23 protein-coding genes are annotated in these 25,171 nt (G+C 73.3%); 13 read left to right on the top strand and 10 right to left on the bottom strand.

Annotated features, from left to right (window positions below; genetic code table 11):
- Window positions 1–28: 28 nt before the first annotated feature.
- From fomD to IE271_RS04650, 3 genes are all read right to left on the bottom strand, one after another.
- Window positions 29–721 carry a cytidylyl-2-hydroxypropylphosphonate hydrolase gene (gene fomD, locus IE271_RS04660; protein WP_190188856.1) on the bottom strand — a complete coding sequence of 231 codons (693 nt, stop codon included), beginning with the start codon at window positions 719–721 and terminating at the stop codon, window positions 29–31.
- A gap of 112 nt (window positions 722–833) precedes the next feature.
- On the bottom strand, window positions 834–2,222 hold the full coding sequence (locus IE271_RS04655; RefSeq protein WP_190188855.1) for a class II fumarate hydratase: 1,389 nt from the start codon (window positions 2,220–2,222) through the stop codon (window positions 834–836).
- Between the two features lie 115 nt (window positions 2,223–2,337).
- Window positions 2,338–4,005 carry a fumarate hydratase gene (locus IE271_RS04650; protein WP_190188854.1) on the bottom strand — a complete coding sequence of 556 codons (1,668 nt, stop codon included), beginning with the start codon at window positions 4,003–4,005 and terminating at the stop codon, window positions 2,338–2,340.
- A 214-nt stretch (window positions 4,006–4,219) separates the two neighbouring features.
- Here IE271_RS04650 and IE271_RS04645 point away from each other — a divergent pair, with 214 nt between their 5' ends.
- A complete protein-coding gene (locus IE271_RS04645) occupies window positions 4,220–4,930 on the top strand; it encodes a DUF1707 SHOCT-like domain-containing protein (RefSeq protein ID WP_190188853.1) in 711 nt (236 codons plus the stop codon).
- Between the two features lie 162 nt (window positions 4,931–5,092).
- Window positions 5,093–5,470 carry a WhiB family transcriptional regulator gene (locus IE271_RS04640; RefSeq protein ID WP_190188852.1) on the top strand — a complete coding sequence of 126 codons (378 nt, stop codon included), beginning with the start codon at window positions 5,093–5,095 and terminating at the stop codon, window positions 5,468–5,470.
- A gap of 150 nt (window positions 5,471–5,620) precedes the next feature.
- Here IE271_RS04640 and glpX read toward each other — a convergent pair whose 3' ends face one another.
- Window positions 5,621–6,655, bottom strand: a complete 1,035-nt coding sequence (glpX, locus tag IE271_RS04635) for a class II fructose-bisphosphatase (RefSeq protein ID WP_190188851.1) — start codon at window positions 6,653–6,655, stop codon at window positions 5,621–5,623.
- Between the two features lie 135 nt (window positions 6,656–6,790).
- Between glpX and IE271_RS04630 the strand changes: the two genes are divergently transcribed.
- Both IE271_RS04630 and IE271_RS04625 read left to right on the top strand, forming a co-directional pair.
- Window positions 6,791–7,300, top strand: a complete 510-nt coding sequence (locus tag IE271_RS04630) for a DUF4245 domain-containing protein (protein ID WP_190188985.1) — start codon at window positions 6,791–6,793, stop codon at window positions 7,298–7,300.
- Between the two features lie 285 nt (window positions 7,301–7,585).
- Window positions 7,586–8,176 carry a malonic semialdehyde reductase gene (locus IE271_RS04625; RefSeq protein WP_190188850.1) on the top strand — a complete coding sequence of 197 codons (591 nt, stop codon included), beginning with the start codon at window positions 7,586–7,588 and terminating at the stop codon, window positions 8,174–8,176.
- 212 nt (window positions 8,177–8,388) lie between these two features.
- On the opposite strand, the gene IE271_RS04620 is transcribed toward IE271_RS04625, so the two are convergent.
- The 3 genes from IE271_RS04620 to IE271_RS04610 form a co-directional block, all read right to left on the bottom strand.
- A complete protein-coding gene (locus tag IE271_RS04620; protein WP_190188849.1) occupies window positions 8,389–8,640 on the bottom strand; it encodes an exodeoxyribonuclease VII small subunit in 252 nt (83 codons plus the stop codon).
- A 19-nt stretch (window positions 8,641–8,659) separates the two neighbouring features.
- Window positions 8,660–9,868 (bottom strand): exodeoxyribonuclease VII large subunit, encoded by a 1,209-nt coding sequence (gene xseA / locus IE271_RS04615; RefSeq protein ID WP_190188848.1) that lies wholly within the window; start codon window positions 9,866–9,868, stop codon window positions 8,660–8,662.
- A gap of 200 nt (window positions 9,869–10,068) precedes the next feature.
- The gene (locus tag IE271_RS04610) at window positions 10,069–11,478 is read right to left on the bottom strand and encodes an APC family permease (RefSeq protein WP_190188847.1); all 1,410 of its coding nucleotides are present in this window, start codon (window positions 11,476–11,478) and stop codon (window positions 10,069–10,071) included.
- A gap of 110 nt (window positions 11,479–11,588) precedes the next feature.
- On the opposite strand from IE271_RS04610, the gene IE271_RS04605 reads away from it, so the two are divergent.
- Window positions 11,589–12,608, top strand: a complete 1,020-nt coding sequence (locus IE271_RS04605; protein WP_190188846.1) for a 4-hydroxy-3-methylbut-2-enyl diphosphate reductase — start codon at window positions 11,589–11,591, stop codon at window positions 12,606–12,608.
- A 160-nt stretch (window positions 12,609–12,768) separates the two neighbouring features.
- Window positions 12,769–13,515, top strand: coding sequence for a polyphosphate--glucose phosphotransferase (gene ppgK / locus IE271_RS04600; RefSeq protein WP_190188845.1), 747 nt, complete (start codon window positions 12,769–12,771; stop codon window positions 13,513–13,515).
- A gap of 75 nt (window positions 13,516–13,590) precedes the next feature.
- Here ppgK and IE271_RS04595 read toward each other — a convergent pair whose 3' ends face one another.
- Window positions 13,591–14,064 (bottom strand): DUF6542 domain-containing protein, encoded by a 474-nt coding sequence (locus IE271_RS04595; RefSeq protein ID WP_308435154.1) that lies wholly within the window; start codon window positions 14,062–14,064, stop codon window positions 13,591–13,593.
- Between the two features lie 382 nt (window positions 14,065–14,446).
- Here IE271_RS04595 and ychF point away from each other — a divergent pair, with 382 nt between their 5' ends.
- Window positions 14,447–15,535 carry a redox-regulated ATPase YchF gene (gene ychF, locus IE271_RS04590; RefSeq protein WP_190188844.1) on the top strand — a complete coding sequence of 363 codons (1,089 nt, stop codon included), beginning with the start codon at window positions 14,447–14,449 and terminating at the stop codon, window positions 15,533–15,535.
- A gap of 255 nt (window positions 15,536–15,790) precedes the next feature.
- Here ychF and IE271_RS04585 read toward each other — a convergent pair whose 3' ends face one another.
- On the bottom strand, window positions 15,791–16,897 hold the full coding sequence (locus IE271_RS04585; RefSeq protein WP_190188843.1) for a threonine synthase: 1,107 nt from the start codon (window positions 16,895–16,897) through the stop codon (window positions 15,791–15,793).
- 470 nt (window positions 16,898–17,367) lie between these two features.
- Here IE271_RS04585 and IE271_RS04580 point away from each other — a divergent pair, with 470 nt between their 5' ends.
- From IE271_RS04580 to IE271_RS04555, 6 genes are all read left to right on the top strand, one after another.
- The gene (locus IE271_RS04580) at window positions 17,368–18,675 is read left to right on the top strand and encodes a DUF4190 domain-containing protein (RefSeq protein ID WP_373308707.1); all 1,308 of its coding nucleotides are present in this window, start codon (window positions 17,368–17,370) and stop codon (window positions 18,673–18,675) included.
- 148 nt (window positions 18,676–18,823) lie between these two features.
- The gene (locus IE271_RS04575) at window positions 18,824–19,576 is read left to right on the top strand and encodes a GntR family transcriptional regulator (protein WP_190188841.1); all 753 of its coding nucleotides are present in this window, start codon (window positions 18,824–18,826) and stop codon (window positions 19,574–19,576) included.
- A gap of 352 nt (window positions 19,577–19,928) precedes the next feature.
- A complete protein-coding gene (locus IE271_RS04570) occupies window positions 19,929–20,111 on the top strand; it encodes an SPOR domain-containing protein (RefSeq protein WP_190188840.1) in 183 nt (60 codons plus the stop codon).
- Window positions 20,112–20,330: 219 nt separating this feature from the next.
- Window positions 20,331–20,756: a (deoxy)nucleoside triphosphate pyrophosphohydrolase gene (locus tag IE271_RS04565; protein ID WP_190188839.1), complete on the top strand. Its 426-nt coding sequence runs from the start codon at window positions 20,331–20,333 to the stop codon at window positions 20,754–20,756.
- Window positions 20,757–21,280: 524 nt separating this feature from the next.
- Window positions 21,281–21,703 carry an ATP-binding protein gene (locus IE271_RS04560; protein ID WP_190188838.1) on the top strand — a complete coding sequence of 141 codons (423 nt, stop codon included), beginning with the start codon at window positions 21,281–21,283 and terminating at the stop codon, window positions 21,701–21,703.
- Window positions 21,704–21,963: 260 nt separating this feature from the next.
- A complete protein-coding gene (locus IE271_RS04555; RefSeq protein ID WP_229919113.1) occupies window positions 21,964–24,573 on the top strand; it encodes a SpoIIE family protein phosphatase in 2,610 nt (869 codons plus the stop codon).
- Window positions 24,574–24,635: 62 nt separating this feature from the next.
- On the opposite strand, the gene IE271_RS04550 is transcribed toward IE271_RS04555, so the two are convergent.
- Complete coding sequence (locus IE271_RS04550; protein WP_190188836.1) at window positions 24,636–25,088, bottom strand: hypothetical protein; 453 nt, start codon at window positions 25,086–25,088, stop codon at window positions 24,636–24,638.
- Window positions 25,089–25,171: the final 83 nt, after the last annotated feature.

Raw genomic sequence — 25,171 nt, 5'->3', positions numbered from 1 at the left:
GTTGCACCAGGGGGACACTACAAGGGTCTCATGTGGTCAAATGCGCCGCGGTGCGGTTCCAGTCGTCCGGCAGCGGCGGCACCGGCCAGGACGGATCGGGCCGCCAGTGCTGCCAGCCGGCCGAGAACGGCGCCTCCCAGGCGCGGATCGACTCCACCGCCGACCGCCCCGCGAGCCGCACCCCCTCCGCCTGCCGCGCGTCCATCAGACCGGCCCGCTGGGCCTGCGCGAACTCGTCCTCGTCACGCCACTCCCAACTGCGGTCCGGGTAGACGCAGATGTCGAGGAAGTGGTCCTCGGAGTCGACGCCGCCGGACCAGCGGACCAGCGGTTCCTCCAGGTTGACGTACCAGTTCTTGAAGCGCCAGCCGGGCTCCCAGAACAGCCACACCGACCACGGCTCGCCGGGCCGCGCCAGCTTCAGCACGCCCGTGCCGAACCAGCGGTCGCGCCGCACCGTGCGCGGCTTGGTGTAGCGCGACTCCAGCGGCTCGGCGTGGACCGGCGTGCCGTCGGCGAGCACCGGCCGCACGCACTCGGTGCCCGGCGCCATCCACACGGCGAGCAGGTCCTCGGTGTCCTCGACGACCGTGACGGGGCGCGCTATGTGGAACCGCGGGCCGCCGTTCTCCCGGTACCGCCACAGGATCTGCGTCCCGGGGGCCCAGTGCGCGCCGGGGCCGCCCGCTTCCACTCGTGTCACCGCTCCGTCCTCTGTCATGGCCAGATAGTAGGTGTCCTGGGCATACGCCGCTGCGGCACGCGTCACGGTTCGGCCCGTGGGACGTGCCGCGGCGGCTCCGCCGGTCTGTGCCGCGGCGGCTCCGCCGGTCTCAGGGCCGCGTCATGCGCAGCACGTCCAGGGCCTCGTCCAGCTGCTCCAGGGTGAGGTCGCCGCGGTCCACGTAGCCGGACTCCAGGACGACCTCGCGGATCGTCTTCCGCTCGGCGAGCGACCTCTTGGCGACCTTCGCCGCCTCCTCGTACCCGATGTACTTGTTCAGCGGCGTCACGACGGACGGGGACGACTCGGCGTACTCGCGGGCCCGCTCGCGGTCGGCGGTGATGCCGTCGACGGTGCGGTCGGCGAGCAGCCGGGAGGCGTTCGCCAGCAGCCGGACCGACTCCAGCACGTTCTTGGCGATCACCGGGAGCATCACGTTCAGCTCGAAGTTGCCGGCGGCGCCCGCGGTGGTGACCGTCGTGTCGTTGCCGATCACCTGCGCCGCGACCATCAGCACGGCCTCGGGGATGACCGGGTTCACCTTGCCCGGCATGATCGAGGAGCCGGGCTGCAGGTCGGGCAGGGCGATCTCGGCGAGCCCCGTGCGCGGCCCGGAGGACATCCAGCGCAGGTCGTTGGCGATCTTCGTGAGGCCGACCGCGATCGTGCGCAGCTGCCCGCTGGTCTCGACGACGCCGTCGCGCGCGCCCTGCGCCTCGAAGTGGTCGCGGGCCTCGGTCAGCGGCAGCCCGGTGGTGCGGGCGACCTCGGCGATGACGGCGGCGGAGAAGCCGCGCGGGGTGTTGATGCCGGTGCCGACGGCCGTGCCGCCCAGCGGCAGCTCCGCCAGGCGCGGCAGGGAGGCCCTGAGCCGCTCGACGCCGTAGCGCACCTGGGCCGCGTACCCGCCGAACTCCTGGCCCAGGGTCACGGGCGTGGCGTCCATCAGGTGCGTGCGCCCGGACTTCACCACGTCGGCGAACTCCTCGGACTTGCGCTCCAGCGCGGCGGCGAGGTGCTCCAGGGCCGGGATCAGGTCCCCGGTGACGGCGGCGGTCGCCGCGATGTGGATCGACGACGGGAAGACGTCGTTCGACGACTGGGAGGCGTTGACGTGGTCGTTCGGGTGGACCGGGCGGCCCAGGCGCTCGGTGGCGAGCGTGGCGACGACCTCGTTGGTGTTCATGTTGGACGAGGTGCCGGAGCCGGTCTGGAAGACGTCGACCGGGAAGTGCGCGTCCCAGCGCCCCTCGGCGACCTCGGCGGCCGCCTCCTGGATGGCGTCGGCCACGTCCTGGTCGAGCACGCCCAGCTCGGCGTTGACCTTGGCCGCGGCCGCCTTGATGCGGGCCAGCGCCTCGATGTGCGCCCGCTCCAGGTGCTGTCCGGAGATCGGGAAGTTCTCCACGGCGCGCTGGGTCTGGGCCCGCCACTTGGCGTCGGCGGGGACGCGGACCTCTCCCATGGAGTCGTGCTCGATGCGGTAGTCGTCGCTCATGTCCTGTTCAGCGTGCGGGGCCGTCCGGATGTTCCGGACGTCACCCGTCCGAGCGACGCGGGCGGGCCGCCGGGACGGCGGGCGGGCCGCCGTCCCGGTCGGGTACGCGTACGGGTCAGCCCAGGCCGGGGCCGCGCACGGGGATGGACGTGAAGGTCGGCGCCGGGGCCGGGTCCTTGAAGAAGTCGTTGCCCTTGTCGTCGACCACGATGAACGCCGGGAAGTCCTCGACCTCGATCTTCCAGACGGCCTCCATGCCGAGCTCCTCGTACTCGACGACCTCGACCTTCTTGATGCAGTCCTGCGCCAGGCGCGCGGCGGGGCCGCCGATGGAGCCCAGGTAGAAGCCGCCGTGGGCGCCGCAGGCGTCGGTGACCTGCTGCGAGCGGTTGCCCTTGGCCAGCATCACCTTGGAGCCGCCCGCCGCCTGGAACTGCTCGACGTAGGAGTCCATGCGGCCGGCCGTGGTCGGGCCGAAGGAGCCGGACGCGTAGCCCTCGGGGGTCTTCGCGGGGCCGGCGTAGTACACCGGGTGGTCCTTCAGGTACTGCGGCATCTCCTCGCCCGCGTCCAGCCGCTCCTTGATCTTGGCGTGCGCGATGTCGCGGGCCACGACCAGCGGGCCGGACAGCGACAGGCGGGTCTTGACCGGGTACTTGGTCAGCTCCGCCAGGATGGCGTCCATCGGCTGGTTGAGGTCGATCTTCACGACGTCGCCCTCGGACTCCAGCTGCTCGTCCGTCGTGTCCGGCAGGAAGCGCGCCGGGTCGGTCTCCAGCTGCTCCAGGAAGACGCCCTCCGCGGTGATCTTGGCGACGGCCTGGCGGTCGGCGGAGCAGGAGACGGCGATGGCGACCGGGCAGGACGCGCCGTGCCGGGGCAGGCGCACCACGCGGACGTCGTGGCAGAAGTACTTGCCGCCGAACTGCGCGCCGATGCCGATCTTCTGCGTGAGCTCGAAGACCTTCTCCTCCAGCTCCTTGTCGCGGAAGCCGTGGCCCAGCTCGGAGCCCTCGGCGGGCAGCTCGTCCAGGTAGTGCGCGGAGGCGTACTTGGCGGTCTTCAGGGCGAACTCCGCGGAGGTGCCGCCGACGACGATCGCCAGGTGGTACGGCGGGCAGGCGGCCGTGCCGAGGGAGCGGATCTTCTCCTCCAGGAACTTCATCATGGAGGTCTCGTTCAGGACGGCCTTCGTCTCCTGGTAGAGGAAGGACTTGTTGGCCGAGCCGCCGCCCTTGGCCATGAAGAGGAACTTGTAGGCGCCGCCGTCGGTGGCGTACAGCTCGATCTGGGCGGGGAGGTTGGAGCCGGTGTTCTTCTCCTCCCACATGGTCAGCGGGGCCATCTGCGAGTAGCGCAGGTTCAGGTTCTTGTACGCGTCGTAGATGCCGCGGCTCAGCGCCTCCTCGTCGCCGCCCTCGGTGAGGACGTTCTGGCCGCGCTTGCCCATGACGATCGCCGTGCCGGTGTCCTGGCACATGGGCAGCACGCCCGCGGCGGCGATGTTGGCGTTCTTCAGCAGGTCGAGCGCCACGAACTTGTCGTTGTTCGACGCCTCGGGGTCGTCGACGATGCGGCGCAGCTGCGCGAGGTGGGCCGGGCGCAGGTAGTGCTGGATGTCGTGGATCGCCTCCTCGGCGAGCTTGCGCAGCGCCTCGGGCTCGACCTTGAGGAACGTGCGCCCGCCGGCCTCGAAGGTGGAGACGCCCTCGGAGGTCACCAGCCGGTACGGCGTGGTGTCCTCTCCCTGGGGGAGCAGATCGGTGTACGCGAACTCAGGCATCTCGCCCATTCCTCACTCGACAGACGGCTCCGGCACGGGCGCGCCTCTTTGGCTCACTCGCCGGCGGCTGGCCTCCATTGGCAGCGTCCACCAGCGTAGGACCCGCGATGTCCTGTGTGTTTGTGAGGTAAGGCTCAGTCGGCGCGCGCATCCGCCGTCCACAGGTCTCGCGAGGGGGTAGTCGCGATCTATCGCGTTTCGGTACGCTGCTGCGGTGGACCTTCACAAGCGCACCGAGCCCGGCCCGCGGACCCCTGCCGATCCGCGCGCCTCTGACCTGCGCGCGTCCGACGCCGACCGCGACCGTTTCGCGGACGTCCTGCGCGAGGCCCTGGCCGAGGGGCGGCTGACCCCCGAGGAGCACGCCGAGCGGGTCGAGGAGGTCTACCGCGCCAAGACCGTCGGCGAGCTGGAGCCGCTCGTCCGCGACCTGCCCGGCGCCCACCGGCGCCGCCCGGAGGGGGTGTACGCCCCGCCGTCCGCCCGCCCCGCGGCCGGGGCCGTCCCCCTGGAGCCCGACGACAACGTGGTGGCGGTCTTCAGCGCCGCGGTGCGCAGGGGCCGCCGCCGCGTCGGCCGCCGTACGCACGTGTACGCGGTCTTCGGCAGCGTCGAGTTGGACCTCAGTGAGGCCCTGTTCGAGTACCAACACGTCATGATCAAGGTCTTCTCGATCTTCGGCGACGTGCAGATCCGCGTCCCGGAGAACGTGTCGCTGCACGGCGACGGCGGCGGTGTGCTCGGCGCCTTCGAGATCACCTCCCTGGAGTCGGCCGAGCCGGACGCGCCGGTGGTGCGCGTCGACGGCCTCGCCGTGCTGGGGAGCGTCACGGCCAAGCCCAAGCGGGGCCGGCTGATCGAGGACCTCCGGGACAGGGTGCAGGACCTCGTCCACGACCGTCTGCGCAAACACCTCGGCCGTTGACGGTCGCGAACGCGACGGATCGCGGAGCGACTTGTTCCGTTCGTGCCGGGGCGCCCGGTCCGCGCCCTGCCGGGGACCGGGACTCAGTGCATAGGCGCGCGTACAGCGGGTAAGGCTTGCTGCGTCGTCTCTCGCTCGCGAAGCCGTCGTCAGGAGTAGACCGTGCTACAACCGCCGCATCAGCCCCTGCAGGTCGCTGCCCTTCCGCCCCAGCGGGTGCCGGTGCGTGAGAGGGATCAGGACGCGCCGTGGCACACGGAGGCCGTGTGCCGCCGTGACGAGGCGGGCCTGTTCTTCGCGCCCTCCAAGGAACCGACCGCGGCGCGGCTCTCCCGCGAGGAGGCGGCGAAGCGGGTCTGCGGACGCTGTCCCGTGATGGTCGAGTGCCGCGAGCACGCGCTGCTGCAGCCCGAACCGTACGGCGTGTGGGGCGGCCTCACCGCGGCCGAGCGCCGGGTGGTCCTCGCCCGGCGCCGCCGCCGCGACCTCGAACTGAAGAAGGCGGCCCGCCCCGCCGGCCAGATAGCGGCCGCCGGCTGACCGGCACGCCGAAGGGGCACCCCCTCCGCACCGGGGGTGCCCCTTCGCCGTGCGCCGCCCCGGACCGGCCGGCCGGGGCGGCCGCTCCCGCTCCGGGCGGTATCGCTCCTGGTTCGGGCGGTGCCGCTTCCGCTTCGGGCGGTGCCGCTCCTACTTCGCGCGGTCGAAGTCGATGGCGCTGTACGCGCGCAGCTTCGACAGCCGGTGCTCGGACTTGATCTGCCGGATCGTGCCGGACTTGGAGCGCATCACCAGCGAGTCGGTCGTGGCCGTCTCGGACCGGTAGCGCACACCGCGCAGCAGCTCGCCGTCGGTGATGCCGGTCGCGACGAAGAAGACGTTGTCGCCGGAGACCAGGTCGTCGGTGAACAGCACCCGGTCGAGGTCGTGGCCCGCGTCGATCGCGCGCTGCCGCTCCTCGTCGTCCTTCGGCCACAGCTTGCCCTGGATGGTGCCGCCCAGGCACTTCATCGCGCAGGCCGAGATGATGCCCTCGGGCGTGCCGCCGATGCCCAGCATCAGGTCCACGCCCGTGCCCTCGCGCACCGCCAGGACCGAGCCCGCGACGTCGCCGTCCGAGATCAGCTTGATGCGCGCGCCGGTCTCCCGGACCTCCTGGATCAGGCCCTCGTGGCGCGGCCGGTCCAGGATGACGACCGTGACGTCCTCGGGAGTGGAGCGCTTGGCCTTGGCGACCCGGCGGATGTTGACCGACACCGGGGCGTCGATGTCCACGAAGTCGGCGGCCTCGGGGCCCGTGACCAGCTTGTCCATGTAGAACACCGCGGACGGGTCGAACATGGTGCCGCGGTCGGCGGCGGCCAGTACGGCGATCGCGTTCGACATGCCCTTCGCGGTGAGCGACGTGCCGTCGATCGGGTCCACCGCGATGTCGCACTCGGGGCCGGTCCCGTCGCCGACGTGCTCTCCGTTGAAGAGCATCGGGGCCTCGTCCTTCTCGCCCTCGCCGATGACGACCACGCCGTTCATCGACACGGTCGAGACGAGGGTGCGCATGGCGCGGACCGCCGCGCCGTCGGCGCCGTTCTTGTCCCCGCGGCCCACCCAGCGGCCGGCGGCCATCGCCGCGGCCTCGGTGACGCGGACCAGTTCCAGGGCGAGGTTGCGGTCGGGGGCCTCGGAGGGGACCTCGAGTTCGGACGGCAGATGATGATGCTCGGTCATCGGAGCGCACCTTCCTGATACGACGACGGCCGGATGAGGGTATGGCCCCGACTCTATCGCCAGGCAGGCAGAATGAGCAGGGGACCCCACGGATGAGCAGGCCAGTACACCTGCGACGATGGGGGTGTGGCAGGCATGAAAGGCAAGCAGTCGGTCCGGGACCTGATCCTGTCCCTGGGCCTGATCCTCATCGCGGCGGGCGTGATCTACGTCTTCGTCCCGCACGACGACACCGAGCCCCCGCTCAAGCGGGTGGACTACAGCGTCGAGCTGCTCACGGCCCGGCGCGCGGCCTCCTACCCCGTCGCGGCGCCGGAGGGCCTGCCCGACACGTGGAAGGCGACCTCCGTCCGCTTCCGGGGCGCCGAGAACGAGGCCTGGCACCTCGGCTTCCACGATCCCGACGGCGCGTACGTGGGGGTCGAGCAGTCCACGGAGAAGGCCTCGGCCTTCATCAGCGACGCCAGCCAGGGCGCCGAGGAGACGGACGTCGAGCAGCGCGTGGGCGACCGGGTCTGGAAGCGCTACGAGGGCGAGAGGTACGACGCGCTGGTCCTGCGCGAGAAGGGGTCGACGACCGTGGTGACCGGCACGGCGTCGTTCGACCGGCTGACGAAGATGGCGGAGGCGCTCAGGACGTCCTGAGCGGGCCGGCCCGTCCGGCGGGCCGCGGACTCCCGTTCCGGGGGCGCGGCCGTCCTGCTTTCGCGGCCCTCCGGCCGTTCTGCCGCGGACCGGGGGCGTCCTCCCGTCGCGACGAGAGGTGTCTCCTCCGCCGCGAAGGAAACCGGCGCGCCGTCGCAACGGGGAACACGCGGCGTGAAATGAATCACCGCCACCCCGATTTGGTTGAACCTTAAACCTGTGGCCCTATAGTTGTGCGTGCCAGCCGGTTCTCGCCGGACCGGACGCACGTACCGAAGGTTGACCATGTCCCTCGTTCTCGACCCCGCCGCCCAGGACCTCCTGTTCCGTGAGGCCCGCACCGCGAACACCTTCACCGACGAGCCGGTGACCGACGAGCAGGTGCAGGCGATCTACGACCTGGTCAAGTACGGCCCGACCGCGTTCAACCAGTCCCCGCTGCGCATCACCCTGGTCCGCTCGGCCGAGGCCCGCGAGCGCCTGGTGAAGCACATGGCCGAGGGCAACGCGGCGAAGACGGCGACCGCCCCGCTCGTGGCGATCCTCTCCGCCGACAACGAGTTCCACGAGGAGCTGCCGCAGCTCTTCCCGCACTTCCCGCAGGCCAAGGACGCCTTCTTCTCGGAGCGCACGGTGCGTGAGAACGCCGCCGCGCTGAACGCCGCCCTCCAGGCCGGCTACTTCATCATCGGCGTCCGCGCCGCCGGTCTGGCCGCCGGTCCGATGACGGGCTTCGACTTCGAGGGCGTCCGCAAGGAGTTCCTCGACGACGACCACACCCCGCTGATGATCGTCAACATCGGCAGGCCGGGCGAGGACGCCTGGTACCCGCGCTCCCCGCGCCTGGAGCTCGACCAGGTCGTCACCACGGTCTGAGCCCCGGCCGCGCGGCGGCACGGACGACACGGAGGAGGGCCCCCGGCACGGCGCCGGGGGCCCTCCTTCCCGTATGCGGCTGCATCCCGCCGATGAGGGGCCGTGCCGGGCACCCCGGGCGATCGGGGCCGTGCCGGTCGCCGCCGGGGCGGGCGCTCGGAGCCGGACGGGCTCGTCCGGTCCGGTCCGGTTCGCTCCGGTCCGGACGCGGCTCACTCCGTGCCGGCGTCCTCCTCCACGTCCGCGTCCCCGGCGTCCTCCGCGTCCTCGGCCAGGGCCGCGTCCAGCCGCGCGCGGGCGCCGTCCAGCCAGCGCCGGCACACCTTCGCCAGCTCCTCGCCGCGCTCCCAGAGCGCCAGGGACTCCTCGAGCGTCGTACCGCCGGCCTCCAGGCGGCGTACGACCTCGATGAGTTCGTCCCGGGCCTGCTCGTACCCGAGCGCCTCGTCCGTCCTGCTCGTCATGCGACCGTCCTGCCCATCATCAAGAGTCGACTCGTACGGTGAACTCGCCCTCGGCGACCCGCGCGCGCAGCGCCTCGTCCGCCGTCACCTCGCCGGCGGCGCGGACCACGCCGCCGTCGGCCTTCTGCAGCACCGCGTAGCCGCGCCGGAGCGTCGCGGCGGGGGAGAGGGCCACCACGCGCGCGTGCGTGTGGGTCAGCTCCGAGTCGGCGCGCTCCAGCTGGTGCCGCAGGGAGCGGCGGCCGCGGTCCAGCAGCGCGCCGACCCGCTCCTCGCGCTCGCGGACCATGCGGTACGGGTCCTCCAGCGAGGGCCGGGCCAGCGCCTGCGCGAGCCCCCGCTCCTCGCGGTCCAGGTACGCCGCCACGCTGCGCCGGGCCCGGTCCCGCAGCCAGCGCACCCGCTCGTACTCCTCGCCCACGTCCGGGACGACCTTCTTGGCGGCGTCGGTCGGGGTGGAGGCGCGCAGGTCGGCCACGTGGTCCAGGAGCGGGTTGTCCGGCTCGTGGCCGATCGCGGACACCACCGGCGTACGGCAGGAGGCGACCGCGCGCACCAGCTGCTCGTCCGAGAACGGCAGCAGGTCCTCCACGCTGCCGCCGCCGCGCGCCACGATGATCACGTCGACCTCGTCGAGGGCGTCCAGCTCCTTCACGGCCTGGACGACCTGGGGCACGGCGTGCACGCCCTGCACCGGGACGTTGCGCACCTCGAAGCGGACGGCGGGCCAGCGGTGCCGCGCGTTCTCCAGCACGTCCCGCTCGGCGGCCGAGGCGCGTCCGCAGACCAGGCCGATCAGCTGCGGCAGGAAGGGCAGCGGCTTCTTGCGCTCGGGGGCGAAGAGGCCCTCCGCGGCCAGCGACTTCTTCAGCTGCTCCAGGCGCGCGAGCAGCTCGCCGACGCCCACCGGGCGGATCGAGGCGGCGCGCAGCGAGAGCTGGCCGCGCGGCGCGTACCACTCCGGCTTGGCGTGCACGACCACGCGCGCGCCTTCGCTCACCACGTCCGCGACCGCGTCGAAGACCTGCCGGTAGCAGGTGACGCTCACGGAGATGTCGTGCGACGGGTCGCGCAGCGTCATGAAGACGACGCCCGCGCCCGGACGCCGCGACAACTGGGTGATCTGCCCCTCGACCCAGACGGCGCCGAGCCGGTCGATCCAGCCCCCGATGAGCCGCGAGACCTCGCCGACGGGCAGCGGGGCGTCCGCGGACGTAGTCAGTGCCATGCGTGCGAGCGTAACGGCCGGGACCGACAGCCGGGCCGGCGCGGACGGCCGTGCCGCCCGCGCGCCCCCGCATCCTTCGGCGCGGACGCCGCCCGCGCCGGAGACGCGGACGCCGCCCGCACCGTGGGCGCCCGCGCCCGGGCGGGCGGGTCGCCGGGGCCGCGTTCCGTCCGTGCCCCGCGCTCCGGGCCGACGGGTCGCTAAGGCCGCGTTCCGTCCGCGCTCCGCGCCGAGCCCTGGACCGCGAGGACCGCCAGTCCCACCCCCAGCCACACCACGCCCACCACCTGGGCGGTGGCCGACGCCTCGACGATCACGGCGACGGTGATCGCCGCGCCGACGGCCGGCAGCAGGACGTGCCGCCACCGGACGAGGGCTCCGCGCCGCCGCACGGCGAACCAGCTCACCACGCTCGCGTGCAGCAGCGTGAAGGCCGTCAGGGCGCCGATGTCGACCACCGACACCAGGTGATCCATCCCGTCGTCGCGGCGGGCCGCCCAGACCGCGGCGACCAGCGTGATCACCGCCGCGCACAGCAGCGCGCGCCGCGGCACCCCGCCGTCCGTCCGCGCCAGCGCGCGCGGCAGCCGCCGGTCGCGGGCCATCGCGAACAGCAGCCGTCCGGCCGCCGCCTGCCCGGCCAGCGCCGCGAAGGCCGCGCCCACCGCCTTGCCGGCGGCCACCAGGTCGTGCAGCCAGGTGCCGACCGAGGCGTCCACGGCGTCGTAGAAGGCCGACCCCTGGAGGGCCGGTTCGGCGGCGAGGCGCGCCGACGGCAGCGGTTCCAGCAGCGCGGCCAGGTACGTCTGCGCGACGAACAGCATCCCGGCGAGCGCCAGGCAGAACAGCACCGCCCGCGCCACCTTCGCCGAGCCCCCGGTGACCTCCTCGGCGAAGGACGCGATCGCGTCGAAGCCCAGGTAGGACAGCACCGCCACCGAGACGGCGCCGATCACCGCGGACAGCGCGAAGCCGCCCTGCGAGCCGTCGCCCGTCAGCGGCGACAGCCAGCCGCGCTCCGCCCCGTCGCGCGCGAGGACCACGACCGCCGCCACGACGAACACCAGGAGCACCACGATCTCCATCGCGAGGACGAGGAAGCCGACCCGGGCCGCCGCGCGCACGCCCCACAGGTTCAGCAGCGTGGTGACGACGACGGCCAGCGCGGTCCACACCCAGCGCGACACCTCCGGCACCAGGGCGTTCATCGCGATCCCGGAGAAGAGGTACGCCACCGCCGGGATCAGCAGGTAGTCCAGCATGGCCATCCAGCCGGCGACGAAGCCCGCCCCTTCCCCGAGTCCCGCGCGCGCATAGGCGAACACCGAGCCCGCCTGGGGGACCACCCTCACCATCTGGGCGTAGCTGAACGCGGTGAACGCCATCGCGACCGTCGCCACGACGTAGACCAGCGCGACCGCCCCGTGCGACCTGGCGTCCAGCGTCCCGAAGACGCCGACCGGCGCCATGGGGGCGATGAACAGCAGCCCGTACACCACGAGGTCGCGGAAGCCCAGGCTGCGCCGCAGCCGTCCGTCCCGGCCGCCCCCGGTGCCGGCGGCCCCGTCGCCTCCGGCGTCCTCCCGCGCGGCGGTCTCCCTCTCGGACATGCCTCTGCCTCCCTGGTCGCGCCGTTCCCGCCCCTTCTGCTCCTCGCGCCCCTCCGCGCTCCCAGTCTCCCCAATGGGGTGATCTTCGACCTGCCGAGCGCGGCCTTACGATGGGTCCCATGACTGCTTCGACCGGCCGCCGTGTCCTCCTCGCCGCCCCGCGCGGCTACTGCGCGGGCGTGGACCGTGCAGTGATCGCCGTCGAGAAGGCCCTGGAGCAGTACGGGGCCCCGATCTATGTCCGCCACGAGATCGTCCACAACAAGTACGTCGTGCAGACGCTGGAGAAGAAGGGCGCGATCTTCGTCGAGCAGACGGCGGAGGTGCCCGAGGGGTCCATCGTGATGTTCTCGGCGCACGGCGTCGCCCCGACGGTCCACGAGGAGGCGGCCGCGGGCCGGCTCGCCACGATCGACGCGACCTGCCCGCTGGTGACCAAGGTCCACAAGGAAGCGATCCGGTACGCCAAGGACGACTACGACATCCTCCTGATCGGGCACGAGGGCCACGAGGAGGTCATCGGCACCTCCGGAGAGGCCCCCGAGCACATCACGCTCGTCGACGGTCCCGAGGACGTCGCGAAGGTCGAGGTGCGCGACCCCTCCAAGGTCGTCTGGCTCTCCCAGACCACCCTCTCGGTCGACGAGACCATGGAGACGGTCGACGCCCTCAAGGACAAGTTCCCGCTGCTCGTCTCGCCGCCCAGCGACGACATCTGCTACGCCACGCAGAACCGCCAGCTCGCCGTGAAGCAGATGGGCGCCGAGGCGGACCTGGTCATCGTGGTCGGCTCGCGCAACTCCTCCAACTCCAAGCGGCTCGTCGAGGTCGCCAAGCTCGCGGGTGCGCGCGAGGCGTACCTCGTGGACTTCGCGAGCGAGATCGACGAGACCTGGCTGGACGGCGTCTCCACGGTCGGCGTCACCTCCGGCGCCTCCGTGCCGGAGGTCCTGGTCGAGCAGGTCCTGGAGTACCTGACGGAGCGCGGCTTCGAGGACGTCGAGATCGTCAAGGCGGCCGAGGAGTCCATCACCTTCTCGCTGCCGAAGGAGCTGCGCCGCGACCTGCGCGCGGAGGCGGCGGCCCTGGTGGCCGAGCGCACCGGGCGGCCGGCGCCCGCGGCGGAGTAGAGCGGCGCGGCACCGGTACCACTGCCGGTACCGGTGGTGTCACTGGTACCGGAGGAGGGCGGCAGCGGCCGGCGGGGCCCGGCCGCTGTGACACCGGGCAGGCCGTCCCGCCTCGTACGGGGGACGCGTGACGCCGCGTTGCACGACGTACCGTAGGTCCATGCAGATCTTCGGTGTGGACATCGGCGGATCAGGGATCAAGGGCGCTCCCGTGGACCTGGACCGGGGGGAGCTGGCGGACGAGCGCTTCAAGGTGCTCACCCCGCACCCCAGTACGCCCGACGCGGTGGCCGACTGCGTCAAGGAGGTCGTTGGCCACTTCGGCTGGAGCGGCCCGGTCGGCCTGACCTTCCCCGGCGTGGTCACCGGCGGCTCGACCATCCGCACGGCCGCCAACGTGGACAAGAGCTGGGTCGACGTGGACGCCCGCGCCCTGCTCGGCGAGCGGCTCGGCGGGATGCCGGTGACCGTGGTGAACGACGCGGACGCGGCGGGCGTCGCCGAGATGGAGTTCGGCGCGGGGCGCGGCCGCGGGGGCACGGTCGTCCTGCTCACCTTCGGCACGGGCATCGGCAGCGCGGTCTTCACGGACGGCGTCCTCGTCCCCAACACCGAACTGGGCCACCTGGAGCTGAACGGCCACGACGCGGAGAAGCACGCGTCGACGAAGGTCAAGGAGGACCAGGACCTCAGCTGGGAGCACTGGGCCAAGCGCGTGCAGAAGTACCTCGCCCACGTGGAGATGCTGTTCTCGCCGGAGCTGTTCATCATCGGCGGCGGCGTCAGCCGCAAGGCCCACAAGTTCCTGCCGCTGATCAAGGACATCAAGGCGGAGCTGGTCCCGGCCCAGCTCCAGAACAACGCGGGCATCGTGGGCGCGGCCATGAGGGCGGCGAAGAAGGGCTGATCCCGGCGGGGCGGGGGCACCCCGTCCCGCCGGCCCGCCGCGGCGGGCCGGCGCTCCGCCGCGGGACGCCCGTGCTCAGGCCGTGCGGCGTCTGGCCGGTGCCGTGGCCGACCGGGCCGGCGCCGTGCCGGGCCGGGTCGCGGGGTGCGCGGCGGCCTGGGTCCTGCGCGCCGCGGACTTGCGGCCCATCAGCCTGATCTTGCGGACGGTCGCGATGACGCCGGCGGCCAGCGTGCCGCCGTACAGCCAGCCCGCGTGCATGGCCAGCGCCGTGACCAGGCCCATCAGCCGGTCCCCGAAGCCGTCGCCCTCGGCGAGGGGCAGCGCCCCGAACGCGAAGGCGATGGGCACGGCCACGGGCGCGGTGACGAGGTCGGCCCGCCGCACCCACACCGCCGTGAGCACGCACACGGGCAGGAACAGCACCCCGTACACCGTCAGCGACGCGTCGAAGAGCAGCAGGTCCAGATAGGCGAGCGCGAACATCGACGCCACGCAGAACAGCCCGCTGCCGAGCCCGGTCAGGCGGGGGTTCGGCAGCCGTCGCACCGCCTGCGCGATCGGTGGTGCCGTCCGGCGCGCGGACGTTTTGTCCCGCCGGACGGAGGGCCCGCCGCGCGGGGCGGACGGCCCGCCCTGCCGGGCGGATCGGGCTCCACCCCGCCCGGCCTGCGGGGGGAGAGGCGTGTCACGTCGCGGCCGGGGCTGAGGGGGACGCGTCCTGTGTTGCTCCACCGCACCAACTTAGGTCGGATCATGTGGGGAGCTGCTTACCTGACACGCCCTTTGACCGACCTTGGCCATGCGTTCGATACGCCGCCGGAGTGAGAGGGGCGCACGCCGTAGACTGGTGGATCGGCCCGCGCATCGCTCACGAAGGACCCGGGCCCTCGCAGCCCAGTCCCCATCCTCACGTACGGGAAGTCGCAACGTGTCGCTCACGATCGGAATCGTCGGTCTGCCCAATGTCGGCAAGTCGACCCTGTTCAACGCCCTGACCAAGAACGACGTGCTGGCGGCCAACTACCCGTTCGCCACGATCGAGCCGAACGTCGGCGTGGTCGGTGTCCCCGACGCCCGTCTGGACAAGCTGGCGGAGATCTTCTCCTCGCAGCGGGTGCTCCCGGCGACCGTGGACTTCGTCGACATCGCGGGCATCGTGCGCGGCGCCTCCGAGGGCGAGGGCCTGGGCAACAAGTTCCTCGCGAACATCCGCGAGTCCGACGCGATCTGCCAGGTCATCCGCGCCTTCCAGGACGAGAACGTCGTGCACGTCGACGGCAAGGTCTCGCCCAAGGACGACATCGAGACGATCAACACCGAGCTGATCCTCGCGGACCTGCAGACCATCGAGAAGGTGCTGCCCCGCCTCCAGAAGGAGTCGCGGATCAAGAAGGACGTGGCGCCGAAGGTGGCCGCCGTGGAGACGGCGAAGGCCATCCTGGAGAAGGGCGACACCCTCTTCTCGGCCGGCATCGTCCAGGGCTCGGAGAAGGCCGAGCTGCTGCACGACCTGCACCTGCTGACCACGAAGCCGTTCCTGTACGTCTTCAACGTGGACGAGGACGAGCTGACGGACGAGGAGTTCAAGGCGCGGCAGCGCGCGCTGGTCGCCCCGGCCGAGGCGATCTTCCTCAACGCCAAGCTGGAGGCCGACCTCGCCGAGCTGGACGAGGAGGACGCGCTGGAGCTGCTGCAGTCGGTCGGCGCGGAGGAGCCGGGCCTGGCCACGCTGGCCCGCGTCGGCTTCGACACGCTGGGCCTGCAGACGTACCTGACGGCGGGCCCGAAGGAGTCCCGCGCCTGGACGATCAAGAAGGGCGCCACCGCCCCCGAGGCCGCCGGTGTGATCCACACCGACTTCCAGAAGGGCTTCATCAAGGCGGAGGTCATCTCCTTCGACGACCTGGTCGAGGCCGGCTCGGTCGCCGAGGCCCGCGCCAAGGGCAAGGCCCGGATGGAGGGCAAGGACTACGTCATGCGCGACGGGGACGTGGTGGAGTTCCGCTTCAACGTGTGACGCGGCGGACCGCCGCGGCGCACGACGGACGGGGCCGTCCCTTGCCGGACGGCCCCGTCCGTCGTGCGCGCGCCTCCGGTCGTGCCCGGCGGCCTCCGTACGGGACCGCTACCGCAGAGCGGCGCCGGGTCATCCGCGACGGGACCGGCCCGCTTCCGCAGCGGCAGCGGCGGCGGGACCGGATCGCTTGCGCGGCGGAGGCCGGCCCGTCCGGGGCGAGGGCGGTCCGGAGGGGACCCGGCGGGGCCGCCGCCTCTACGGTCTCGCCGTGCCCGTCTTCGCGCCCGCGCCGCACAGCGGGACCACGGCCGTGCGCTCCCCGAGCGCGCCGTCCCGTACGGCCGCCCAGCAGGCCGCTCCCGTCGTCTCGACGTACAGCCCCTGGGACGCCAGGTCGCGCTGGGCGTGGACGATCTGGTCCTCGGTGACTGTCAGGAAGCCGCCGCCGGAGTCGCGCACCGCCCGCAGGATCTGCCGGGCCCGGGGCGGGTGCGGGATCGCGATGCCCTCCGCGAGGGTGGCCGCCGCCGGGGTGTCCCCGACCAGGTCGGCGGCGCCCTCGTCCCAGGCGTGCGCCAGCGGCGCGACCGCCGCGGCCTGCACCGCGTACAGCGCGGGGCGCCGGTCGATGAGACCGGCCGTGTGCAGCTCCGACACCGCGAGGGAGGCGCCCAGCAGCAGCGTGCCGTTGCCGACGGGCACCACGACGACCTCGGGCAGCCGTCCGCCGAGGTCCTCCCAGAGCTCGTGCACGTACGTCTTCGTGCCGTGCAGGAAGTAGGGGTTGAAGACGTGGCTGGCGTAGAACGTGCCGGTCTCCTCCGCCGCCGCCCGGGCCGCCCCGGCCGCCGCCTCCCGGCCGCCCGGGACCACCTCGACGCGGGCCCCGTGGGCGGTGATCTGCTCCAGCTTCTTCGGCGACGTGCCCTCCGGGACGAAAACCGTGCAGGGGAGTCCGGCCCGCGCGCAGTACGCGGCGATCGCCGTCCCCGCGTTGCCGCTGCTGTCGGCGATCACCCGGCGGGGCCCCAGCCGCAGCGCCAGTTCCGCGAGCAGGACGGCCCCGCGGTCCTTGAAGGAGAGCGTCGGCAGCAGGAAGTCGAGCTTGGCCGACAGGCCGTCCTTGAGCGGGACGAGCGGCGTACGGCCCTCGCCGAGGCTCACCGAGGGGGCGGACAGCGGCAGCGTCTCCGCGTACCTCCACAACGAGTTCACCCGTCCCGCCAGGGATTTCAGCGGTGCGGGGGTCGGCGCGAAGTCGAGGTCGAGAGGTCCCCGGCAGACGGGGCAGCACCAGGCGAACGAATCCGTCGGGACGCGCGTGCCGTCCGCGGGGCAGAAGCAATCCGGCAGAGGTGTCATATGCGCAGCGTAGAGGCGCCGTGCGCTGACAGAGTGTCAAAAGGCAAGGTCGCAGGAGTGGACGGGCCCCTCGCGGCGGGCGGCACGCGTCTGTGTCCCCCGTGCGCCCGCGATCTCCCGCGCGTCCGCGTCCTCCGTGCGCCCGTGTCCCCGTGCACCTGCCTCCCCCGTGCACCTGCCTCCCCCTCGCGCCCGTGTCCCGGTGCGCTCGCCATCCCCGCGCGCCCCTCGACTCCCGCGCGTCCGCCTTCCCCGCGCGCCAGCGCGTCCCGTCCCGCGTACTCCCTCGCGTACCGCGTCCCCTGCGTGTCTCCCGGCGCGCTCCGCCCTCTGCGTGTCTCTCCGCGCGTTCCGTCCCCTGCATGTCCCCCTGCGCGCTCCGTCCCCTCGGCCCGGCGCATACCATGCGCCTGTCGTACATCAGTTCTGTACGGATGCGCCGAAGCGTCCGGACGAGGAGCACCCCACCCGTGGACAGACCCCAGCCCCCAGGGCCGGACCAGCCTCAGCCCTCCGGGCCGGACCACACCCAGGGGCCGTACGCTCCGCCCGGCCCGCCGCAGGGACCGTACGGCCCTCCGGCCGGGTATCCGGGCGGGCCGGTGCCGCCGGGCGGGTTTCCGCAGGTGCCCGGGCCGGGACCGGGACCAGTGCCGGGACCGGGGCCGTACGCCGCGTACCCCTACCAGTCCTGGGGCCAGGGCTACTCCCCCTACAACCGCCCCGCCCCCGTCAACGGGCTCGCGATCACCGCGCTCGTGCTGGGCGCCCTGTGCTGCCTGCCGCTGTTCGGCCTCGCCTTCGGCATCGCCGCGCTCGTGCAGATCCGCAAGCGGGGCGAGCGCGGCAAGGGCATGGCGATCGCCGGCATGGTCCTGTCCGGCGTCGGCACCGTCCTCCTCGCGCTCGCGCTGGTCACCGGCGTGGCGCGGGCCTTCTGGGAGGGCGTCGAGGAGGGGGCGCGCGGCGGCTCCGCCCACTCCCTCGACGCGGGCGACTGCTTCGTCACGCCCGGCGGCCTGGAGGGCATGGCGTACGACATCGACGAGGTGCCGTGCGCCGGCGAGCACGACGGCGAGGTGTTCGCGACCTTCACCCTGCCGGCGGGCGCCTACCCCGGGGACGACGAGGTCACGGAGGCCGCCGACGGCAAGTGCTACCCGCTCCGCCACGCGTACGTGATGGACTCCTGGACGGTGCCCTCCGACGTCGACGTCTACTACCTCACGCCGACGCGGGACAGCTGGCGCTTCGGCGACCGGGAGGTCACCTGCCTGTTCGGCAACGTGGACGAGAAGGGCACCCTGACCGGCTCGCTGCGCCGGGACGACGCGGACCTGACGGCTGACCAGCTCACCTATCTGCGGGCGGAGCACATCCTCGACGAGGCGCTGGAGTCGGCGCCCGCGGAGGCCTACGCCGAGGACGACCTCGCGGGGCACCAGGAGTGGGCCGGCGACGTCTCCACGGCCCTGACCCGGCAGGCGGAGATGCTGCGCGCGCACGACTGGTCCGCAGACGCGGACGGGCCGGTCGACGCGCGGCTGGAGGACCTGGACGCGGCCCGGAAGAAGTGGGAGGCGGCCGCCGGCGCCCCGGACGCCGACGCCTTCTACGAGCACTACGACGAGGGCATGCGGTTCCTCGACGCCGACTCGGCGGTCACGGCACGCAAGGCCCTCGGGCTCGCCGCCACGCCCCCGGCGTACGGCGACGGCCCGGGCGGGACGGGCGAGAGCCCCGGCGGCAGCGGCGAGGACACCGGCAAGGAGGTGTGACGCCGCTTATAACGGGAGAACGTCCCTGCGTAAAGGCATCATCGGCCCTACGTCATCACATCGGGTGATTCTGTGGCCTTTGCTTGCTCGGTCCAACCGTCAGTTGCCACGCTGTTGCCGTCTGTACAAGCTGATGGGGGAGCGGCCCGTGTCATTCGGTGAGCAGCCTGCGTATCTGCGCGTGGCGGGTGATCTTCGAAGGAAGATCGTCGACGGTTCGCTGCCGCCGCACACCCGGCTCCCGTCACAGGCCCGCATCCGCGAGGAGTACGGCGTCTCGGACACCGTCGCCCTGGAGGCGCGCAAGGTGCTGATGGCCGAGGGGCTCGTCGAGGGCCGCTCCGGGTCCGGCACGTACGTGCGCGAGCGCCCGGAGCCGCGCCGCATCGCCCGCTCCGGGTACCGGCCGGACAGCGGCTCGACGCCCTTCCGCCAGGAGCAGGCCGACATCGCCGCCCGCGGCACCTGGGAGTCGCGCAGCGAGCAGGGCGAGGCGAGCGCCGAGATCGCCGAGCGCCTCGCCGTCCGGCCGGGCGACCGGGTGATGCGCACGAGGTACCTCTACCGGGACGCGGGCGAGCCGATGATGCTCTCCACGTCCTGGGAGCCGCTCGCCCTCACGGGCCGTACGCCGGTGATGCTGCCCGAGGAGGGGCCGCTCGGCGGCATGGGCGTGGTCGAGCGCATGGCCGCCATCGACGTGGTCGTGGACAACGTGACGGAGGAGGTCGGCGCCCGCCCCGGCCTCGCCGAGGAGCTGCTCGCCCTGGGCGGCGTGCCCGGTCACGCGGTGCTCGTGATCCAGCGGACGTTCTACGCGTCCGGGCGCCCGGTGGAGACGGCCGACGTGGTCGTCCCGGCGGACCGGTACCGGGTCGCCTACCACCTCTCGGTGAAGTAGCCGTACGCGGCGGTTCCCTTCGCCCCCTGCGTACCCCTTCCCGCCCCCGTGTCCCCTTCCGGTCCCGGCGTCCCCTTCCCGCCCGCGCATCCCCTTTCCGGCCACCGATCGATTCCGGCCGACTTCTGGCCTGTCCTGCTCTGCTCGCTCGTGTGTTCGATGAAGGTCGTGTGGTCGCACGGGGGGCGCATCGCGGCGATGCGCCCCCCGTGTCTTGGCCAGTTGCGTGCCGCTTCGTAAAAATTCGTATTCGGTGAGTGAAGGTTGGGCGTAGGCTCAGGCATATGCGGATTGCGGTTTCCCGAGGGTGCGGGGTACAGCGCGGGCCGGGAGCGGGGGGTGGAGGGGCGCGATGAACGACGGCACGATCACACTTCCCTGGCTTGTCATACGCCAGGACGACAACGGCAACCGCTACCGCGTGGGCCGGTACGCGACCAGGGCGGAGGCCCAGCGGATCGCGGACAGCCTCGACAGTCGCGGCCACAAGCAGCTCTATTGGATCGAGCGCGTCGCGCAGAACGGCTCGGGCTGACAGCGTCGCCGCGGCGTCCTTCGCGCGGCGGTCCGGGCGGCTCGCACGGAGCGCGCGGGTCGCGTGTGCCGCGCGGACGGTGCGGCTCCTGCCGGGTACGCACCCGCAGCCGTCGCACGGCCGGCGCGGCCCCCGCGGGACGAGCGGAACGCGCGGGACACGCGCCCGCGGGCAGCACCCCGGGCGTGCCGCCCGCGCCGCTCTCGTACGCTCCTGCGTATGACCGAACGGATCGTGGTGGTCGGAGCCGCCCTGCTCGACGGCGGCCGGCTGCTCGCGGCGCGCCGCAGCGCGCCCGTGGACCTCGCCGGGCGCTGGGAGCTGCCGGGCGGCAAGGTCGAGCCGGGCGAGACCCCCGACCGGGCACTGGTGCGCGAGCTGCGCGAGGAGCTCGGCGTCGGGACGGAGGCCGTCCGGCGGGTGCCGGGGGAGTGGCCGCTGAGGCCGCCGTACGTGCTGCACGTGTGGACGGCGCGGCTGATCACCGGTGTGCCGCGGCCCCTGCAGGACCACGACGCGCTGCGCTGGCTCGCGCCGCACGAGGTGTGGGACGTGGACTGGCTGGATCAGGACGTGCCGGCGGTCAAGGAGGTCGTACGGACGGCATGGGGGGACGGACCGGACGGCCACGCGCCGTCCGCCTGAGCGCGCCCGGATTCCCGCGGCCCGTCCGTCCGGGCGCGGCTGGATTCCCTTCGACCGCTCGACCGGGTGCGCCCGGATTCCCGCGGACCGTCCGCCCGGGTGAGTCCGGGTTCCCGCGAGCCGTCCGCCTGGGCGCGCCCCGGTCCCCGTGGACCGTTCGTCCGGGAGTGTCCGGATTCCCGCGGGCCGTCCGTCCGAGCGCCCCCGGGCGCACGCACCCGAGCCTGTGGCCGCCCCCTCGCCCGGGGCCGTCCCCGCACCTGTGTCCGTCCTCGTGCCCGCGCGGGGTGCGGCGAGCGGAGGGCCGCTCCACCAGGGGCGGCGCTCACTCTCGGCGACCGGCGGCGGGCCGCCCGCGCCCCGACGTACCGATGCAGCAGGGGCCAGGGGGGCGCACGGGGCGGGAAAGGCGTGTGCGGCGTACGCCGCCTGTACGACAGTGCGCCTTCGTGCGCGGTACTCCGCCCGAGATATCGGGTATGGGCCCTTTACCGGCACGAAACCGCATATGTGCAGGGCTGGGGATGATCGACTTGATCGACACGGAAGGCGACCGTGCCGAGTGGACCTTTCCGGCGGACCCGCGGGCGGTGCGCACCGCCCGCTCGCTCGTCCGCGGCAGGCTGCGCGAGTGGGGTCTCGAAGCGCTGGACGACATGGCCGAGCTGCTGGTCAGTGAGGTGATGACCAATGCGCTGCGGCATGCTTACGGACCCGTGGTCGTCTGCCTCGTCCGTCCGGGCGGTCCGCTCGACGCCCTCCGCGTCGAGGTGTCGGACCCGCTGCCCGACCTGCCGCGCGCACGCCCCGTGAGACCGGAGGACGAGAGCGGGCGGGGACTGCATCTGGTGGCGTGCTCGTCGCGCGCCTGGGGCGCCCGCCCCAAGGAGACAGGTAAGACGGTGTGGTTCGAACTCGCCGTGCCCGACCGGGCGCACGGTGCCTGACGGGCCGGGCGGAGTGTGCGCCGGGGGTCACTCTCCGGCGATTCGCACGATTCCGGCCGCCGACCGGGATGCAAGATCGTGGTTCGACCGCGTGCCGCCTGGTTAGAAGACTGAGAGTGTCGCCACGGACGGACCGAAAAGCATCGGGATCGTCCTGTGATCGTGAACACCGTGTTGTGCGGCACCGTAGTGCTGGATACTGCGGGCAGCCGCCCCCGGTGACCGGTGCCGGACGCGGTGAGCTGGAGGGGACGGTTCGCGTGAGCGAGATACCAGCGAAGGCCACGGAGTCCGAGGACCCGGCGGGCCGCGCGGTGAGCGGTACGGGCGAGCCCGCGGCGGACGCGTCGGACACGTCGGGCGGCGCGGTGTGGCAGAGCAGCCCGCCCGGCTCGATCTACGACTACATCAGGGTCGCCTCCTTCTCGATCGGCCCCGACGGCCTCGTCGACCAGTGGAGTCTGCGCGCCGAGCAGCTCTTCGGCATCCCCGCGGAGCAGGTGCTGGGCCGCGACCCGATCCAGGCGTTCGTCACGCCCGACCGGCGCGAGCGCGGCCAGCGCAAGATGGCCGAGATCCTCGACGGCCGCGAGTGGACCGGCGTCGTGCCCTTCCGGCTGCCCGCGCCCGAGGGCGGCCGGCCGCCCGGCACGTGTCAGGAGGGGCTCGCCGAGGTCTACGTGATGCCGACGCGGACGGAGGAGGGCGAGCGGGCCGCGGTCTGCATCGTCGTCGACGTGCGCACGCTGCGCGGCATCGAGACCGATCTCGCCGCCTCGCAGGCCATTTTCGGCCAATCCCCGTTCGGCTTCGTACTGATCGACACCGATCTGCGGGTGCGCCGCGCCAACCAGCGGTTCGCCTCCGTCTTCGGCGGCAGCGTCGACGACCACCGCGGCCGCACGGTCCACGACTACCTGACGTCCAGCGAGGCCGAGCGCGTCGTCGCGACCCTGCGCCGCGTGCTGAGGACCGGCGAGTCCGTCACGGAGATGCTGGTCACCGGGTCGGTGCCGGGATCGAACGAGAAGCGCCACTGGTCCGTCAACCTCTACCGCGTCCACAGCGGTTCGGGCCGCCCCATCGGCGTCGCCTGGCTCGGCACCGACATCACCCGCCGCCGCGCCGCGGCCAGGGAGGCGGCCCACGCCCGCCGCAACCTCGCCCTCCTCAACGAGGCGGGCGCCCGCATCGGCACCACCCTCGACCTGGAGACCACCGCGCGGGAACTCCTCGACGTGGTCGTCCCCGGCTTCTGCGACTTCGCCACCGTCGATCTCTACCAGGGGCTGCTCTCCGGCGACGAGGCCCCGCCCGGCCTCGCGGACGGCAGCGCCGAGCTGCGCCGCGTCGCCCACGCCAGCGCCGTCGCCGACGCCCCCTTCCAGGGCGCGCCCGCGCCCGTGGACCTCGGCGCCGTCCACCACTACCCGTTCAACTCGCCGTACGCGGACGCCCTGCGCACCGCCCGCTCCCGCACCGTCCCCGCCGGGGACGGCGGCCTGATCCAGTCCACGCTGGCCGTCCCGATGGTCGCCCACGACACCGTCGTCGGCCTCGTGCAGTTCTCCCGTACGAAGGGCAGCGAGCCCTTCGGGGAGCGCGACCGCGCCCTCGCGGCCGAGCTCGCCGCGCGCGCCGCCGTCTGCATCGACAACGCCCGGCTGTACCGGCGCGAGCACGAGCGCGCGCTGATCCTGCAGCGCTCCCTGCTGCCGCCGGGCGACCCGGAGGCGTCCGGCCTGGACATCGCCTGCCGCTACCTGCCCGGCAACGCGGCCACCGAGGTCGGCGGCGACTGGTTCGACGTCATCGCCCTCCCCGGCCACCGCACCGCCCTGGTCGTCGGCGACGTCATGGGCCGCGGCCTGCGCGCCGCCGTCGCGATGGGCGAGCTCCGCACGGCCGTGCGCACCCTGGCCCTGCTCGACCTGGAGCCGGCCGAGGTCCTCTCCGCCCTGGACGAGATCGCGCGCGGGCTCGGCACCCCGGGAGGCGTCCAGCAGGCCACCCGCACCGCCCGCCAGTCCCGCGACGCCGACCTCTCCGAGGTCTACCTAGCGACCTGCGTGTACGCGGTCTACGACTCGGTGACCCGGCGGTGCACCTTCGCCAACGCCGGCCACCTCCCGCCGGTCCTCGTCGAGCCCGGCGAGAGCGCGCTGATGCTGGACGTACCGCCCGGGATGCCGCTCGGCGTCGGCGGCGAGCCGTTCGAGGAGGTCGAGGTCGAGCTGCCGGAGGGCTCGCTCCTGGCGCTCTACACGGACGGCCTGGTGGAGTCCCGCGACCATCCGCTGGACGAGGGGCTCCAGGCGTTCATCGGGGCGCTCAGGGACCCCGCCCGTCCCCTGGAGGACGTCTGCGACACCGTCCTCAACACCCTCGACACCCACCACGGCGAGGACGACATCGCCCTCCTGATGGCACGTGTACAGGGACTGCCCGCCGAGTCCGTCGGCGACTGGACGCTGCCGCGCGAGCCGCGCAGTGTGGGCCGCGCCCGCGAGTACGCCCGGTCCCAGCTCCTGGCCTGGGACCTCGAACCGCTCGTCGACACCGCCGAGCTGCTGGTCAGCGAGCTGGTGACCAACGCCCTGCGGTACGGCGAGGGCGAGATCCGGCTCCGGCTGCTGCTCGACCGCACGATGGTGTGCGAGGTCTGGGACGCGGGCCTGGTCCAGCCGCGCAGGCGGCGCGCCCGCGACACCGACGAGGGCGGACGAGGTCTCCAGCTCGTGGGGCTGCTCAGCGCGGCCTGGGGCTCCCGCCGCACGCCGCACGGCAAGACGGTGTGGTTCGAGCTCCCGCTGCCCGGCGACGACACGCCCCTCGCGGACCCGGCGGAGGCACTGCTCAGCCTGTTCTGAGCCGGCGGGCACGGCGCGGACGGTTGGGCACGGCGCGGACGCCCCGCGGCGGCCGGCAGGGGTCAGCGGTGCCCGCGCCGGCCCGCGGCCGGTCCGGTCCCGAGGCGATCGCCCGCGTCCCCGCCGGCGTACGGCCCGCCGCACGGCCCGTCGCGCGGCGGACGCCCGGCCGCCGCGCCGTCCGGCACCGTCCGCGTCCGGGCCCGCCTTCTGCGCCGTACGCACGCGTACGACGCCAGCACACCCGCGCCGCCCGCCGTGACGAAGGGCGGGAGGAGGTCGGCCGTGCCCGGCTCGCCGCCGTCGGCCCCGGCGGGACCCTCGGCCGCGGGGAGGACGGGCGCCCGCCCCGTCCCGGCGGCGGCTCCCGGGTTCCCGGCGCCCGCCGTGACCCAGGGCAGCGCCAGCCAGGCCGCGCCCACCAGCCCGCCGAGCACGCCCTGCACCACCCGCGCGCGCAGGCCTGTGCGGGGCGAGGGGGCGCGCGGGCGGCCCCGTCCGGGGGATCGACTCACAGAGGGAGCGTATGGCCGTACACCCGGCATCGCTACCGAAGTACGGACAGAACCGCTCACCGCATCCCGTCCGGCTCGGCGCC

The sequence above is a fragment of the Streptomyces minutiscleroticus genome (assembly GCF_014650875.1).
Classification (GTDB): Bacteria; Actinomycetota; Actinomycetes; order Streptomycetales; family Streptomycetaceae; genus Streptomyces; species Streptomyces minutiscleroticus.
This window is presented reverse-complemented; position numbering and strand designations above follow the sequence as displayed.

Bases quoted from the DNA above. Each gene is read 5' to 3' on its own strand.
- IE271_RS04610 (WP_190188847.1), bottom strand. From the start codon at position 11,478: ATGTCCGAGAGGGAGACCGCCGCGCGGGAGGACGCCGGAGGCGACGGG.
- IE271_RS04620 (WP_190188849.1), bottom strand. From the start codon at position 8,640: ATGACGAGCAGGACGGACGAGGCGCTCGGGTACGAGCAGGCCCGGGAC.
- IE271_RS04565 (WP_190188839.1), top strand. From the start codon at position 20,331: ATGACCGAACGGATCGTGGTGGTCGGAGCCGCCCTGCTCGACGGCGGC.
- IE271_RS04625 (WP_190188850.1), top strand. From the start codon at position 7,586: ATGTCCCTCGTTCTCGACCCCGCCGCCCAGGACCTCCTGTTCCGTGAG.
- IE271_RS04630 (WP_190188985.1), top strand. From the start codon at position 6,791: ATGAAAGGCAAGCAGTCGGTCCGGGACCTGATCCTGTCCCTGGGCCTG.
- IE271_RS04650 (WP_190188854.1), bottom strand. From the start codon at position 4,005: ATGCCTGAGTTCGCGTACACCGATCTGCTCCCCCAGGGAGAGGACACC.
- fomD (WP_190188856.1), bottom strand. From the start codon at position 721: ATGACAGAGGACGGAGCGGTGACACGAGTGGAAGCGGGCGGCCCCGGC.
- IE271_RS04570 (WP_190188840.1), top strand. From the start codon at position 19,929: ATGAACGACGGCACGATCACACTTCCCTGGCTTGTCATACGCCAGGAC.
- IE271_RS04655 (WP_190188855.1), bottom strand. From the start codon at position 2,222: ATGAGCGACGACTACCGCATCGAGCACGACTCCATGGGAGAGGTCCGC.
- IE271_RS04585 (WP_190188843.1), bottom strand. From the start codon at position 16,897: ATGACACCTCTGCCGGATTGCTTCTGCCCCGCGGACGGCACGCGCGTC.
- IE271_RS04560 (WP_190188838.1), top strand. From the start codon at position 21,281: ATGATCGACTTGATCGACACGGAAGGCGACCGTGCCGAGTGGACCTTT.
- xseA (WP_190188848.1), bottom strand. From the start codon at position 9,868: ATGGCACTGACTACGTCCGCGGACGCCCCGCTGCCCGTCGGCGAGGTC.
- glpX (WP_190188851.1), bottom strand. From the start codon at position 6,655: ATGACCGAGCATCATCATCTGCCGTCCGAACTCGAGGTCCCCTCCGAG.
- IE271_RS04605 (WP_190188846.1), top strand. From the start codon at position 11,589: ATGGGTCCCATGACTGCTTCGACCGGCCGCCGTGTCCTCCTCGCCGCC.
- ppgK (WP_190188845.1), top strand. From the start codon at position 12,769: ATGCAGATCTTCGGTGTGGACATCGGCGGATCAGGGATCAAGGGCGCT.